At 42.1% G+C, this 14,718-nt stretch carries 13 protein-coding genes and 1 pseudogene; 8 read left to right on the plus strand and 6 right to left on the minus strand.

All coding sequences use genetic code 11. The annotated features are described in order from the left end of the window. Positions 1 to 17 precede the first annotated feature (17 nt). The 6 genes from sapA (at position 18) to fabI (ending at position 6,273) form a co-directional block, all read left to right on the plus strand. Entirely contained in the window at positions 18 to 1,691 is a 1,674-nt protein-coding gene (gene sapA, locus M1E93_RS11415; protein ID WP_053110861.1) for an ABC transporter substrate-binding protein SapA, read from the plus strand. 2 nt (positions 1,692 to 1,693) lie between these two features. After that, positions 1,694 to 2,659: a putrescine export ABC transporter permease SapB gene (sapB, locus tag M1E93_RS11420; protein WP_004919233.1), complete on the plus strand. Its 966-nt coding sequence runs from the start codon at positions 1,694 to 1,696 to the stop codon at positions 2,657 to 2,659. After that, entirely contained in the window at positions 2,646 to 3,536 is an 891-nt protein-coding gene (sapC, locus tag M1E93_RS11425; RefSeq protein ID WP_004919231.1) for a putrescine export ABC transporter permease SapC, read from the plus strand. Before sapB ends, sapC begins: the two co-directional genes overlap by 14 nt. Beyond that, positions 3,536 to 4,531 (plus strand): putrescine export ABC transporter ATP-binding protein SapD, encoded by a 996-nt coding sequence (sapD, locus tag M1E93_RS11430; RefSeq protein WP_004919228.1) that lies wholly within the window; start codon positions 3,536 to 3,538, stop codon positions 4,529 to 4,531. The genes sapC and sapD overlap by 1 nt, the downstream gene beginning before the upstream one ends. Beyond that, positions 4,531 to 5,334, plus strand: a complete 804-nt coding sequence (sapF, locus tag M1E93_RS11435) for a putrescine export ABC transporter ATP-binding protein SapF (RefSeq protein ID WP_014658233.1) — start codon at positions 4,531 to 4,533, stop codon at positions 5,332 to 5,334. The genes sapD and sapF overlap by 1 nt, the downstream gene beginning before the upstream one ends. A gap of 150 nt (positions 5,335 to 5,484) precedes the next feature. Continuing rightward, positions 5,485 to 6,273 carry an enoyl-ACP reductase FabI gene (gene fabI, locus M1E93_RS11440; RefSeq protein ID WP_004919224.1) on the plus strand — a complete coding sequence of 263 codons (789 nt, stop codon included), beginning with the start codon at positions 5,485 to 5,487 and terminating at the stop codon, positions 6,271 to 6,273. Positions 6,274 to 6,337: 64 nt separating this feature from the next. Here the strand turns inward: fabI and M1E93_RS11445 are convergent, their stop codons facing one another. After that, complete coding sequence (locus M1E93_RS11445) at positions 6,338 to 7,204, minus strand: DUF817 domain-containing protein (protein WP_040133071.1); 867 nt, start codon at positions 7,202 to 7,204, stop codon at positions 6,338 to 6,340. Between the two features lie 249 nt (positions 7,205 to 7,453). On the opposite strand from M1E93_RS11445, the pseudogene gstA reads away from it, so the two are divergent. After that, positions 7,454 to 8,059, plus strand: a pseudogene (gstA, locus tag M1E93_RS11450) (glutathione transferase GstA). A gap of 54 nt (positions 8,060 to 8,113) precedes the next feature. On the opposite strand, the gene pdxY reads toward gstA, so the two are convergent. The 4 genes from pdxY to anmK all read right to left on the minus strand — a co-directional run bounded on the left by pdxY (position 8,114) and on the right by anmK (position 12,446). Further along, positions 8,114 to 8,977: a pyridoxal kinase PdxY gene (gene pdxY / locus M1E93_RS11455; protein ID WP_036940029.1), complete on the minus strand. Its 864-nt coding sequence runs from the start codon at positions 8,975 to 8,977 to the stop codon at positions 8,114 to 8,116. Positions 8,978 to 9,215: 238 nt separating this feature from the next. Next, positions 9,216 to 10,490 (minus strand): tyrosine--tRNA ligase, encoded by a 1,275-nt coding sequence (tyrS, locus tag M1E93_RS11460; RefSeq protein ID WP_004919214.1) that lies wholly within the window; start codon positions 10,488 to 10,490, stop codon positions 9,216 to 9,218. Positions 10,491 to 10,649: 159 nt separating this feature from the next. Next, positions 10,650 to 11,303 (minus strand): pyridoxamine 5'-phosphate oxidase, encoded by a 654-nt coding sequence (gene pdxH / locus M1E93_RS11465; protein ID WP_004919212.1) that lies wholly within the window; start codon positions 11,301 to 11,303, stop codon positions 10,650 to 10,652. Between the two features lie 24 nt (positions 11,304 to 11,327). Further along, entirely contained in the window at positions 11,328 to 12,446 is a 1,119-nt protein-coding gene (gene anmK, locus M1E93_RS11470) for an anhydro-N-acetylmuramic acid kinase (RefSeq protein ID WP_041705626.1), read from the minus strand. A 542-nt stretch (positions 12,447 to 12,988) separates the two neighbouring features. Here anmK and M1E93_RS11475 point away from each other — a divergent pair. Further along, positions 12,989 to 13,456 carry a glycine zipper 2TM domain-containing protein gene (locus M1E93_RS11475; protein ID WP_014658229.1) on the plus strand — a complete coding sequence of 156 codons (468 nt, stop codon included), beginning with the start codon at positions 12,989 to 12,991 and terminating at the stop codon, positions 13,454 to 13,456. 495 nt (positions 13,457 to 13,951) lie between these two features. Here M1E93_RS11475 and slyA read toward each other — a convergent pair whose 3' ends face one another. Next, positions 13,952 to 14,386, minus strand: a complete 435-nt coding sequence (gene slyA, locus M1E93_RS11480; protein WP_036940025.1) for a transcriptional regulator SlyA — start codon at positions 14,384 to 14,386, stop codon at positions 13,952 to 13,954. Between the last annotated feature and the right edge of the window lie 332 nt (positions 14,387 to 14,718).

Genomic DNA, 14,718 nt, shown 5'->3' on the forward strand with positions numbered 1-14,718 from the left:
TTAACGATATCAGTGCTATGCGCTTAATAATTCTTTGGCTTCTATTTACTTTTTCACTGGTCGCTCAGGCTAACGATGTGTCATATCAGGATACTGCGGCGAATGATGTTCCCAAAAACATCCGTCAAAACGGTTTTATCTATTGTGTTAATGGCATTGTTACCACTTTCAATCCCCAGTTAGTCAGTAGTGGCCTAATTGTCGACCCCTTGGCAGCGCAAATTTATGATCGCCTGCTAGATGTTGACCCTTTTACCTATCGGTTAATTCCGGAAGTGGCGTCACGCTGGGAGGTACTGGATAATGGCGCAACTTATCGATTAACACTGCGTAAAGATGTCAAATTTCAACAAACACCGTGGTTTACTCCAACACGTAATATGAATGCCGATGATGTTGTTTTTAGCTTCGCTCGCATGTTTGAAGTTAATCATCCTTATCACTACATTAATGGCGGTCACTACCCCTATTTTGATAGTTTGCAATTTGCCAATAGCGTACAAAGTATTCGTAAATTAAATGATTATACGGTTGAATTCCGTCTGAATGCCCCTGATGCTTCTTTTCTATGGCACTTAGCGACCCACTATGCGCCTATTTTATCGGCTGAATATGCCGATCACCTCGCTCAAATTAATCGCCAAGAGATGATTGATTGGCGCCCTGTCGGCACCGGACCATTTCGCCTTGATGACTATCAAGCAGGCCAATTTGTCCGTCTGTTTCGTAATGATAACTACTGGAAGGGTGAACCTCGCATGAAAGAGGTGGTTATTGATATGGGCGCTGGCGGTACGGGGAGAATCTCAAAATTGCTTACTGGCGAATGCGATGTGTTGGCTTACCCTGCCGCCAGCCAATTGTCAGTGTTACGTGATGACCCACGTCTACGCCTATCAATGCGTTCAGGCATGAATATCGCATATTTGGCTTTCAATACCAGCAAGCCCCCTTTGGACCAACTCAAAGTGCGCCAAGCCATCGCTTATGCCATTAATAATGATCGCTTGATGCAATCTATCTACTACGGCACAGCAGAAACTGCCGCTTCGATTTTGCCTCGAGCTTCTTGGGCCTATGATAATCAAGCCAAAGTGACTGATTATAACCCCGAGTTAGCCAAAAAAATGTTACAAGAGCTAGGACTTGAAAACTTGCAACTTGACCTTTGGGTGCCTGTTTCATCACAATCGTATAACCCTAGCCCATTAAAAATGGCTGAACTTATCCAAGCTGATTTGGCGCAAGTAGGCATTATCATGAATATTCGCTCTGTCGAAGGCCGTTTTCAAGAGAACCAATTAATGGATCGCTCCCATGATATGACTTTAGCGGGTTGGGCGACCGACAGTAACGACCCAGACAGTTTCTTCCGTCCTTTGCTGAGTTGTGCCGCGATAGCTTCTCAAACCAACCTAAGTCATTGGTGCAGCCCTGCTTTTGACGAAATACTGCATAAAGCACTGTTAACGGAGCAACTTGCCGCCCGTATTGATTACTATCATCAAGCCCAACAGCTACTGAGCGATAATTTGCCTGTTTTACCTCTCGCTTACTCTTTACGTTTGCAAGCCTATCGCTTTGATATGAAGGGCCTCGTGATCAGTGCATTTGGTAATACTTCATTTGCAGGCGTGTACAGAGATATGAATGAAAATAGCCAAAAAACAGGTCATAAACAGGAACAGTAACCATGATCATCTATTCGCTGCGTCGTTTACTTTTGCTGTTAGTCACCGTTTTTTTTCTCTCTTTGGTGAGCTTTAGCCTCAGCTATTTCACGCCTAATGCGCCTTTAAGCGGCGCATCGCTTATTGATGCTTATCTATTTTATTTCGATGGTCTACTCCACTTTGATTTTGGCGTTTCCAGTATTAATGGTGAACCCATTACAGAGCAATTAAAAGACACGTTCCCTGCAACAATGGAATTGTGTATTTTAGCCTTTATGTTTGCCCTGATCGTCGGTATTCCTTTAGGGATGATTGCCGCCTTTTGGCGAAATAAACCCGCGGATATTGCAATCAGCACCTTTGCATTACTTGGCTTTTCTGTACCCGTCTTTGTGTTAGCGTTAGTCTTGACACTGTTTTTCTCACTACGATTAGGCTGGCTGCCAGTGTCTGGGCGTATTGATCTTCTCTATAATCTAAAATCTGTTACAGGTTTTGCATTAATTGATGCTTGGCTTTCCGACTCACCTTATCGCCAACAAATGATCATAAACGTACTCGAACATATGATTTTACCTGTATTAACACTGGCTCTGGCTCCGACTACCGAGGTCATTCGTTTAGTTCGAAATAGTACTGAAGAGATAGCCAGTGAAAATTACATTAAAGCGGCTGCAACGCGTGGGTTATCACGACTTACCATTATCCGTCGTCATATTTTCCACAATGCGATCCCGCCAATTATCCCTAAATTAGGCCTACAATTCTCTACCATGTTAACACTGACCATGGTGACCGAATTGGTATTTAACTGGCCAGGACTGGGGCGTTGGTTAGTCACCGCCATCCGCCAACAAGACTACTCTGCTATTTCTGCTGGCGTCATGTTGATTGGGGCCTTAGTGATTACCGTTAACGTACTGTCTGATATTTTAGGGGCAATGATGGATCCGTTAAAACATAAGGATTGGTATGTCCTCAGATAATTTTTATCGTGAACAGAAGATGCCTTCCCCTACGCGGGTTGTCTGGAATATTTTTTCATCTGATATTCTCTCGATGATCGGTTTCTATGGCGTGCTATTTTTATTGGCGCTCTCTTTTATTGGCCCTTATATCGCGCCCTATACCATCGATCAGCAATTCTTAGGTTACCAATTATTACCGCCTTCTTGGTCTCACTATGGTAATGTTGCCTTTTTCCTAGGTACTGACGACCTCGGCAGGGATATCCTAAGCCGCCTCATTTTGGGCACAAAATCGACGTTCGGCGCGGCATTATTAATCACTTTTATTGCCACCCTAATAGGCCTGATATTAGGCTGTCTAGCAGGGATGACACGGGGCTTAAAATCAGCGGTTTTCAACCATATACTTGATACATTGTTATCCATCCCGTCTTTGTTACTTGCCATTATCGTGGTTGCATTCATGGGCGCGAGTTTACAAAATGCTATGCTCGCAATCTGCTTAGCCCTGATCCCTCGCATGGTGAGAACAATTTATGTTGCTGTTCACGATGAGCTAGATAAAGAGTATATTGTTGCTGCTAGGCTTGACGGCGCATCAAATATTTTTATTTTGTGGTATACCGTATTACCTAACATTACCCCAATCTTAGTAACAGAGCTGACGAGAGCACTTTCTATCGCTATTTTGGATATTGCCGCGCTGGGCTTTCTTGATCTGGGTGCACAGTTGCCCTCTTCTGAGTGGGGAGCCATGTTAGGGGATAGTTTAGAGCTTATCTATGTCGCCCCTTGGTCAGTCATTTTGCCCGGTGCAGCAATTATGATAAGTGTCTTATTCGTCAATTTACTCGGTGATGGCTTACACCGAGCAATCAATGCGGGGGTTGAATAATGCCATTGTTAGACATCCGCAATTTGACCATTGAATTTATGACAGCCAACGGCCCAGTCAAAGCCGTTGACCGTATTTCGATGACCCTTACTGAGGGGGAAGTCCGTGGCTTAGTTGGTGAGTCTGGCTCAGGTAAAAGCCTCATTGCCAAAGCCATTTGTGGCGTCACCAAAGATAATATCCGTGTTACCGCCGACCGCTTTCGCTTCCAAGATATTGACTTACTTAAACTTAGCCCTCGTAAGCGTCGTCGGTTGATCGGTCATAATATTTCGATGATTTTCCAAGAGCCGCAATCTTGTCTCGACCCCGCCGAAAATATTGGCAAGCAATTGATACAGGCTATCCCAGGCTGGACTTATAAAGGTCGTTGGTGGCAACGTTTTAATTGGCGTAAGCGCCGAGCCATCGAATTATTACACCGCGTGGGGATCAAAGATCATAAAGACATTATGCGTAGCTACCCTTATGAACTTACTGATGGTGAATGCCAAAAAGTCATGATAGCCATTGCAATTGCGAATCAGCCACGTTTATTGATAGCCGATGAGCCAACCAATGCGATGGAGTCCACTACCCAAGCACAAATTTTCCGACTGCTCGATAAGCTTAATCAAAACAATAATATGACTATCTTGTTGATCAGCCATGATATGGAAATGATGTCAAAACTCGTGGATAGAATTAACGTGCTTTATTGTGGTCAAACTGTTGAAAGCGCAACACCAGAGGATATTTTGCAACGCCCTCGCCACCCCTATACACAAGCACTGATTCGTTCAATACCTGATTTTGAAAGCCCGATTCCCCATAAAGGCCGATTAAATACCCTTCCGGGCGCCATCCCATCGCTGGAACATCTTCCAATTGGCTGTCGCCTTGGCCCCCGCTGCCCTTATGCACAACGGACATGTATCGTGGCTCCACCTCTACGTAATATCAAAAACCATCTGTTTGCCTGTCATTATCCGCTAAATACGGAGGAACCATCCTGATGGAAACGTTACTTGAGGTTCGCAATCTCACCAAAACTTTTCGTTTTCGCGAGGGGCTATTCCGCCGTTATGAATTAGAAGCGGTGAAACCATTGAGCTTTAACTTACAGGCAGGCCAGACATTAGCCATTATTGGTGCCAACGGTTCGGGGAAATCAACCCTTGCTCGTATGTTATCCGGCGTCACGGAGCCGACCGCAGGCGAGATTATGATCCGCGGTCACCGCCTCAGTTATGGTGACTACAGTTACCGTAGCCAGCGTATCCGTATGATATTCCAAGATCCCAGCACCTCGCTAAACCCTCGCCAACGTATTGGTCAAACCCTTGAGTTACCACTAAAGCTGAACACGGAACTGACCGGTATTGAGCGAGAGCGCCGTATTATTCAAACGCTTCGCCAAGTGGGTCTATTGGCCGATCATGCAGAATATTACCCTCATATGCTTGCGTCAGGCCAAAAGCAGCGTGTCGCATTGGCAAGAGCGCTAATTTTACAGCCTGAAATTATTATTGCGGATGAAGCATTGGCCTCCTTAGATATGTCAATGCGTTCACAAATTATCAATCTGATGTTGGAGTTGCAGGCAAAGCAGGATATTGCTTACATTTATGTCACGCAGCATTTAGGAATGATGAAGCATATTAGCGATAAAATGTTAGTCATGGATAAAGGGGTTGTCGTCGAGCGCGGAAATACTGCTGAAGTGCTAGCGTCACCACTTCATGATGTCACCCGTCGATTGATTGAGAGCCATTTCGGCGAACCTTTATCCATTGACGCATGGCGACAGGATATTTGACTGCTCCGAGGAGAACAGCAAAATACCCTTCTTTATGCAATACATGGTAAGATATCGACGATTCGTCAATAAAAAATGCGAAAACTACCCAAGACACGGTGTCTTCTGTTATATTCGCGTTTTCAATAGAAAATAAACAAGGATAATGCTATGGGTTTTTTAACCGGCAAACGCATTCTAATCACTGGCGTTGCCAGTAAATTATCAATTGCATACGGTATTGCTAAAGCAATGCATGAACAAGGCGCTGAACTGGCGTTCACTTATCAAAACGAAAAATTAAAACCTCGTGTCGAAGAGTTTGCTGCATCTTTAAACTCTAACATCGTTCTTGAGTGTGATGTTGCTGTTGATGCAAGTATTGACGCTATGTTTGCTGAATTAGGAAAATCCTGGCCTAAATTTGATGGCTTTGTCCACTCAATCGGCTTTGCACCAGCAGATCAGCTTGACGGCGATTATGTTGACGCGGTAACACGTGATGGTTTCCGTATCGCTCACGATATCAGTGCATACAGTTTTGTTGCGATGGCAAAAGCATGCCGTAACATGCTAAACCCAGATGCTTCTTTACTGACGCTTACCTATTTAGGTGCTGAGCGCGCTATTCCTAACTATAACGTAATGGGTCTTGCTAAAGCCTCTTTAGAAGCTAACGTTCGTTATATGGCAAATGCAATGGGTCCTCAAGGTATCCGTGTCAACGCGGTTTCAGCAGGCCCAATCCGTACACTCGCGGCATCAGGTATCAAAGACTTCCGTAAAATGCTGGCACACTGCGAAGCTGTAACGCCAATTCGTCGTACAGTCACTATCGAAGACGTGGGTAATACAGCGGCATTCCTAAGCTCAAATCTTGCAGCAGGTATTACTGGTGAAGTCGTACATGTTGATGGTGGTTTCAGCATTGCCGCAATGAATGAACTGGAACTTAAATAAGTTTTAGTTGATTGATGACAAACGCCATCTCCGGATGGCGTTTTGCTTTTAAAAACAACCGCATTTAACGAGCGATTGTGACATTCGCCTTAATATGTTTAAGATGAACGACAATCGTAAAAGTCACAATGACTAATAAAGACCAAGCTCCCCACTTCCCTGCATGCACAACCGACCACGCACCAATTTGGTTCGGGTATTGCCAAACCCCAAAAAAGGTTCCGAAATTTTCCGCTAACCAAATAAAAAAGCCGATCAGCATAAACGCAAGTAATAATGGCATTCGCCGCTCTTTATCTAAGGGAGTATAAAAAACGGTACTACGTGCATATAGGCCAAAAATAAAAGCCGTTAAATACCAACGGTAATCATCAATATAATGATGGCTAAAAAAATTAATGTATATCGCTAAAGCCACCAATGTTGCCATCCAATAAGGTGGGTAATGCTCAATACGCACTTTAAAAAAACGCCACGACTGAATAATATAGCTACCAACAGCCGCATACATAAATCCTGTAAATAGAGGAACTCCCCACAGTTTACTATAGGCTTCATCGGGGTATTGCCACGAGGCTATTGTCGCTGAAGTTTTAAACAACTCCATGATAAACCCCACTAAATGGAAAACACAAATCGCTTTTAGCTCATCCCAAGTCTCTAACTTTGACCAAACAAGAAAAGCCTGAAATAGTACTGCAAACACCAGTAAAATATCATAGCGAGGTAAACCAAATAGCCCTTTAACAGGAACAAGAAACAATGCTAAAAAAAAGAAGCCCGCAAATAAGCATGAGCGTGCATTGATTAAGCCAAAAAACCAAAATTCTAAAATAAAACGCTTAAATCCAGTACTCTGATTAGGCGTATGCGCCATTAATACGTTATCAAGTTTATTTAATATTTTTAATTTGTTACACATACTTTCCATGTTACAAGCCTAACGTTATAAAGTGGCGACTCTGTGATAGCTGATTTTGAACGCGGATCCTAACAAGTTCCACACAATAAAAGATAAGGCATTAGTCTTAATTATTTACTAAAGTTACATCTAATCATCTGCCTATTCTAAAACGAATAAATACTGACATCTTAAAGCAAATGCTTTCTCATGCGTCATGATATACTATGGATGATATTAGTCTGCTGATTGCCAATATAACTATTTAGGAGTTTTATGATGAAATTGTATTATGCTCCCGGTGCTTGTTCCCTTTCCCCTCACATTATCTTGCGCGAAACAGGGCTGGATTTCAGCATTGTGCGTGTCAATTTAAAAGAGAAGAAAACCGAAAATGGCGAAGATTTCTTAGCTATCAACCCGAAAGGGCAAGTTCCTACTTTAATCTTAGATGATGGCGAACAGCTAACTGAAGGAGCCGTGATCGTCCAGTATCTCGCTGATCAAAAACAAGATAGAAATCTAATCGCGCCAGCAGGTACGATGAAACGCTACCATCAATTGGAGGCTCTGAATTTTATTTCTACTGAGCTACATAAGAATTTTGCACCTTTATTCACGCCAGGCACTCCTGATGAGTATAAAGAGATGGCTAAAGCGACACTCATCAAAAAATTCCAATATGTTGATGATGTACTGGCTAAAAAAGCCTTCTTTGCCGATGACAGCTTTACTGTTGCTGATGCTTATTGATTTACTGTGAGTAACTGGGCAAAAATCGTCGGTGTTGATATTACTCATCTGAAACATTTAACAGAGTACCGAGATAAAGTCGCTAAGCGCCCTAAAGTCCAAGAAGCATTAGCTGCTGAAGGTTTGATCTGATTTTACTGTAGCGCTCCATAATGGAGCGCTACCTGTTCTATTTGTTTGCACACTTTAATCAAGTGCGGTTGCACAGAATTTATGTTCTGGTGTAACCATCTTATCCTGCGCCGCAACTAATTGAAGCTCATACTCACCCATTACTTTGGTTTGTAACATCACCTCATAAACAGCGGCAGCTACATGCTCTAAAGCTTTAGGCAAACTTTCACCTTTTAATAAATTCACCAGCATCAAACCACTCGTCAAATCCCCCACTCCTACCGGCTGCTTTTCACCAAAATCAACCAAAGGTCGGCTCACATGCCAGCTATGCTCTGCGGTGACTAAAATCATTTCAAAACGATCGGCTCTGTAGCCCGCTCGACTTAGATGTTTGACTAGAACAATTTTAGGCCCTTTGCGACATAATTGACGTGCTGCTTCCACAGCTTGCTCTACCGTTGCAATGGTTTTTCCTGACAGTGTTTCTAACTCAAGTAGGTTAGGTGCGATGATGTCACTAGCTTGTAAGGCTTGTTGACATAAAAACTCAGCGACTCCTGGAGCAACGATACATCCTTTCTCTGGATGCCCCATTACCGGGTCACAAAAATAGAGCGCCTGTGGATTTGCTGCTTTGACTTGTTTGACAATCGCAAGAATATCATTGCCTTGCTCAGCAGAGCCGATATAACCGCTTAAGACGGCATCACAAATGTCTAATTTATGAATTTTAGCTAAGCCGCTAACAATCTCTGTTAAATGTTGAGCGGGAAAAACTGTGCCCGTCCATTGCGGGTACTGCGTATGATTGGAAAATTGTACGGTGTTGAGTGGCCATACATCGACGCCCATACGGCACATAGGAAAGACAGCCGCACTGTTTCCTGCATGACCGAAAACAACATGGGATTGAATTGAGAGAACACTTTTCATGGAAGACCCAAGGAATTGTTAAATCGAATGAAGCGAAATCAGTGATTCACCATTGCGTATATAGATTCAAAATAATTCCAAATAGATGTGACCAACCAATGAGGCAATACTAACGTTCATAAAAACAGGTATGTTCACAGTAACTCAATATATTTAGTCAATCATGCCATCTGAAAAATATGATGAATACAAATAGCCCGAGAACTTCTCGGGCTAGTAGGACAAAGGTTCGTCAGCGTTATTTCCAGTTGATTAAGCAGTCGTTTTTCTTACCACGACGGATCAGTGTGAAACGCCCAAACAGGCGATCAGAATCACTGAACACATACATTGGATCGGTCTGTTTTTGACCGTTAACTGCCACCGCATTTGAACTAATTGCTGTTCTTGCCTGTCCTCGTGAAGGCGTTAACTCTGAATCAACAAGCGCTTGCTGTAAGTCAGCACCATTTTCAAGTGTAATGCATGGCATACCATCTTGAGCCAGTTGTTCAAAATCTGCTTCGGTCAAATCAGACACTGCACCAGAGAAAAGGCTTTCAGTAATACGACGCGCCGCGGCTAAACCTTCTTCACCATGTACCAGTCGAGTTACATTTTCAGCTAAAACATATTGTGCACGTGGCGCTTTACCGCTGTTTTTATCTTCTTCTTCAAGTGCATCAATTTCGCTTAACTCCATGAAGGTAAAGAATTTTAAGAAGCGATAGACGTCAGCATCAGCCGTATTGATCCAGAATTGGTAGAATTTGTATGGACTGGTTTTCTTAGGATCAAGCCAGACTGCACCACCTTCAGTTTTACCGAATTTAGTACCATCTGATTTGGTGATTAACGGTACAGTCATACCGAATACTTGGTTTTGATTTAAACGGCGAGTCAAATCAATACCCGAAGTAATGTTACCCCACTGGTCAGAACCACCAATTTGTAACTCAACACCATGCTCTTTATTGAGGTTTGCGAAGTCATAACCTTGCAGCAGGTTATAAGCAAACTCAGTGAAAGAGATCCCCACATCATCACGATTTAGGCGTTGTTTTACCGCTTCTTTGTTGATCATTTGGTTAACAGAAAAGTGTTTACCAATATCACGTAAGAAAGTCAGCACATCCATTTTACCAAACCAATCGTAGTTGTTGGCTAATTTAGCGCTATTATCGCCACAATCAAAACTTAGGAAAGGCGATACTTGATTACGGATTTTTTCTACCCATTCTTGGACGGTCTCTGCGGTATTTAATTTACGCTCAGAGGCTTTAAAACTCGGATCGCCAATCAGACCCGTCGCGCCACCGACCAACGCCACAGGCTTGTGCCCGGCTAGTTGGAATCGTTTTAAACACAGCAAGGGAACCAGATGTCCCAAGTGCAAGCTGTCGGCGGTAGGGTCGAAGCCGCAATAGAGAGAGATAGGGCCTTGCGCCAGTCTCTCTGCTAACGCATCCTCATCCGTTACCTGGGCAACGAGGCCCCGCTCTTGCAATTGTTTAATCAGGTTATTGCTAGACATCAATGACTCCATCAGTTGAATTTTGTCTATCTATTTTTAGTAAAATGACCTCGAGCTGGGAGTGATTACCCAATCTCGTAGGTGTCGCTTGTCAGTTTTCGTAAACGAACCTATAGCATAAAGCGCCTAGCTGTGAAGTGCCAGCTAAAAAACATTTAATTACGGCGCTAATCTATCAATTTTCCAGCCATCCCCGTCTCGCTGATAAATAAAACGGTCATGTAACCGGTTGGCTCCCCCTTGCCAGAACTCAACACTATTGAATACCACACGGAAACCACCCCAAAAACTCGGTAGTGGCACTTCGCCATTTTGGAACTTTTGTTTTAGTTCTAAAAATTTACCTTCCAAAATGCTACGCGCTGAAATTCTGGATGATTGCTGAGATGCCCAAGCCGCAATCTGGCTATCTTTTGGACGACTATGGAAATACTTGACGACCTCAATAGGGTTTAAACGCTCTGCCACCCCTAAAAAACTCACTTGGCGCTCAAGTGGGTACCATGGGAAATGTAAGCTGACTTTATTGTTTTTTCCTAAATGCTGCGCTTTTCGGCTCCCCATGTTGGTATAAAAGACCAACCCTTTTTCATCGAAGTGCTTTAACAAAACAATACGTTGATACGGCTGACCTGTTTCATCAACAGTCGCAACACACATTGCAGTAGGATCACTTAAATTCGCTTCACAGGCCTGTTTTAACCACTTCTCAAACAGATCTAGTGGGTCTGCCGTTAAGTCAGATCGCCTTAAACCACCTTTCGTGTATTCACGGCGTAATGCTGCTAACTCTAAATTTTGTGCGTCATTCATCGTTTACTTATTTCCTTAACGCAATTATTTTTCATCGATATTCGCGGGATAAATCGCACCTAACACCGTTTCACGTTCAGCGCCTGTCACGGATGCAAGATTCCCCGGCAAATTAGCCATAGTTCGAGCAGCCAGCCATGCGAAAGCTAATGCTTCCATATCATCACCGCTTAAACCATATTTATCACTTGGCCCCACCTCTGTCCCCGGAAGCAAAGCCGCTAGGCGCTGCATCAAAAAGCTATTTTTTGCACCACCCCCACAAACAATTAAACGTTCACAGCCGCCACACAGTAAAATCTGCTCGGCAATTGACGCGGCGGTTAATTCACATAAAGTCGCTTGCACATCTTGAGGCAAAATATCAGGGAAGTCAGATAAGTGCTTATCTAACCATTGCATATTAAAATATTCACGCCCAGTGCTTTTTGGTGCCGACCGCCGGAAGTACGGATCACGTAACATCGCCTTGAGCAAAGGTTGATGTACCGTACCTGTACTCGCCCAATGACCATTTTCATCGTATGCACACTGTTTATGACGCCATATCCAGGTATCCATCAACATATTACCAGGCCCGGTATCGTAACCTTTGACATAAGCCCCCGGCAGTAAAGCGGTAATGTTCGATATGCCACCAATATTTAATATAATTCTTTTTTCTATTGCATGGCCTAATACTGCCAAGTGGAATGCAGGTACTAATGGAGCCCCCTGTCCACCATAGGCCATATCGCGACGCCTAAAATCCCCCACCGTCGTAATGCCTGTTAATGCAGCAACTCTATTGTTATCGCCCAGTTGTGTGGTAAAAGGTTGCGGGCCATCGGGTTCATGCCAGACGGTTTGCCCATGGCAACCAATTGCAATGATATCTTTTGCGGGAATGCCGGCTTTCGCCAATAATTGATTCACAGCATCGGCATAAAGTGACCCTAATTCACGGTCAATTTTTCCTATTTCAGATAATGTGGTTTCTTGGCCTTGGCAAATATTAAGAATTCTTTTTTTTAGCTCCACAGGAAACGCAACACTAATGCTTAATTGCTCAGCAACAAATTTATCGCTAATCGCTGCAAGAACAACATCAACCCCATCTAAGCTGGTTCCTGACATAATCCCTATATAACGACCTGACTTTATCATTATTGTTCCTTTAGGTTGCATAACGCTTTGTGAATTTAAGCTTCAAAAGATTGTGCTTTGATGGGGGAGTTTGTCAACCACACATTGTAATTTCTCGGGCTGACTCGCAGAAAAAAAGTCAGTACACGGATCCTGACGATTTTACGTTTAAAATATCGACAATAAGGTTATTTGGGCGCTCGAATATCTACCTAGCCAATTATAAGTTATAGTATAATTAACAAGCTAAGGTATTTATCAATGCAAACAAGGGTCGTCATTGGGTAATTAGAACAATTTTTGTGCAATTAACACACAATGATATTTGTATCGTCAATTTATTTAATGGAAACATTTAACAAAGTGTGCCTTACTTTATGAAATATTTCCTACTTTGAGATATTTTACCTAGTGTTTACACTTTGTTTAAAACAAAATCAGTAGTCTGATACCCGTTTTAGCCCTACATCATAATGGTCATCTTCATATTGTGATTATGGTTAAAACAACAATCCAATGCTATGTTAGTGCCACAGACAGCAAGTCTCATAGGAGTAATTATGCTTAAGAAAGTTTTCGTCGGTGTTGTAGCAGTCACTGTATTATCTGGCTGTGTCAATACCAGTACACTTTCTGGTGATACTATTTCAGCTAAAGACGCGAAACAAGTACAGACTGTGACTTACGGCACTGTGCTTAATGCTCGCCCTGTTACTATCCAAGCAGGTGATGATGGAAACGTTATCGGTGCAATTGGTGGTGCGGTACTAGGCGGCCTATTGGGTAACACCATTGGTGGCGGCTCTGGTAAAACGCTTGCAACCGCTGCGGGGGCTATTGCGGGTGGTTTAGCAGGCCAAGAAGCCCAAGGTGCGCTGAATAGAAGCCAAGGTGTACAGTTAGAGATCCGTCTTGATAGCGGCAAAAACATTGTCGTCGTTCAAAAACAAGATCCAAGTGTTTTCCGTTCTGGCCAACGTGTCATGATTGCAAATAGTGGCGGCACGGTCACTGTTTCTCCACGTTAATCTTAGTATATGTTCACCGGCAAAATTCTGACCGGTGAACATATCTTCTTAATTTTAAGGTTACCTAAACCATTGTTGTGTAGTCATCATACATCTACAGTTTCACTTCCTTATTGGACTTTGGATTTGACATCTTATGCAGTACCAACAGACCGTTGAACATCTGTAAATAACTGACAAATATTAATGTTTGCTTAAATTCCAATGATTATTTTTACGCTGTTTGATTTGTTCCTCAAAACACAATTAATCTAAAAAGTATCACTTGCTACTCAAGTTAACAGCAGTAAACTTTAAACACCCTTCTATCTTATAAATCAGTTAAAATAAAAATGATTTATCATCAAACAATAAATAAAGCCAATAATTTAGTTTCATACTAATTTATTAGGCGAAAAAATCAGAAGAAAAGTTCTATCAATAAAATAGATAATTAATCTTGTCATAATGATTTAAAGTTTAATAATGTACTTAGCTCATTAATAATTTCACTAATTATAAATCTCCTTGTAATCGTAAAATATTTTTCTCTAATTTCAGTAACAATAATGATAACTGACCCAGTTCATCCTGTGTAATATTTCCTAAAATCTCTTTGCGTGTATTATCAATTACCTCATCAACTGTTTTGATAAATGGCTCAGACTCAGGTGTCAGTTTTATTCTTTTTGCACGACGGTCATTCGCACAAGTGTGACGAGAAATCAGTTTTTTTTCCTCTAACTGATCTAACGTTCTCACTAATGAAGGTTGCTCAATACCAATCGCTTTTGCAAGTTGAATTTGCGACTGCTCCGGCGGTAGCTGGCTAATATTATGTAACGTAATCCAATGCGTTTGCGTTAGCTTAAGTGGTTTCAAACGATGATCAATCAGTGATCTCCACATGCGTACAACACGTGATAAATCAGCTCCTATTTGTGACTCCAATGTTCCCTCCTTATATAACACTATTCTGCCCAACAAATATACAACCCATAAATTATTCTTTAAATTATATATTCACTCCTTCTTGCTATGACAACTAATTATTAGAAAAAACCATGATAAATACCTATTTATAGTCATAGTCAATCATTTGATTTGTGATTTTAATCACCCATTAAATCCACTCATTTTATATATTAAACATCGTTTTATTTACTCACATAGACTATCAATGATCTTGTTAATAAGAATAGCCTTACTCCTCTTTCGAATCTATCTATTTTAACCCTTATAGTAATTACAATTAACAATAAAAAAGACAATTGCCGATTACT

This window comes from Providencia sp. PROV272 (assembly GCF_049901975.1).
GTDB lineage: Bacteria > Pseudomonadota > Gammaproteobacteria > Enterobacterales > Enterobacteriaceae > Providencia > Providencia stuartii.

Coding starts and splice junctions, on each gene's coding strand:
- sapF (WP_014658233.1), top strand. CDS start 4,531: ATGGAAACGTTACTTGAGGTTCGCAATCTCACCAAAACTTTTCGTTTT.
- M1E93_RS11445 (WP_040133071.1), bottom strand. CDS start 7,204: ATGGAAAGTATGTGTAACAAATTAAAAATATTAAATAAACTTGATAAC.
- tyrS (WP_004919214.1), bottom strand. CDS start 10,490: ATGTCTAGCAATAACCTGATTAAACAATTGCAAGAGCGGGGCCTCGTT.
- sapD (WP_004919228.1), top strand. CDS start 3,536: ATGCCATTGTTAGACATCCGCAATTTGACCATTGAATTTATGACAGCC.
- fabI (WP_004919224.1), top strand. CDS start 5,485: ATGGGTTTTTTAACCGGCAAACGCATTCTAATCACTGGCGTTGCCAGT.
- sapC (WP_004919231.1), top strand. CDS start 2,646: ATGTCCTCAGATAATTTTTATCGTGAACAGAAGATGCCTTCCCCTACG.
- M1E93_RS11475 (WP_014658229.1), top strand. CDS start 12,989: ATGCTTAAGAAAGTTTTCGTCGGTGTTGTAGCAGTCACTGTATTATCT.
- pdxY (WP_036940029.1), bottom strand. CDS start 8,977: ATGAAAAGTGTTCTCTCAATTCAATCCCATGTTGTTTTCGGTCATGCA.
- sapB (WP_004919233.1), top strand. CDS start 1,694: ATGATCATCTATTCGCTGCGTCGTTTACTTTTGCTGTTAGTCACCGTT.
- sapA (WP_053110861.1), top strand. CDS start 18: ATGCGCTTAATAATTCTTTGGCTTCTATTTACTTTTTCACTGGTCGCT.
- pdxH (WP_004919212.1), bottom strand. CDS start 11,303: ATGAATGACGCACAAAATTTAGAGTTAGCAGCATTACGCCGTGAATAC.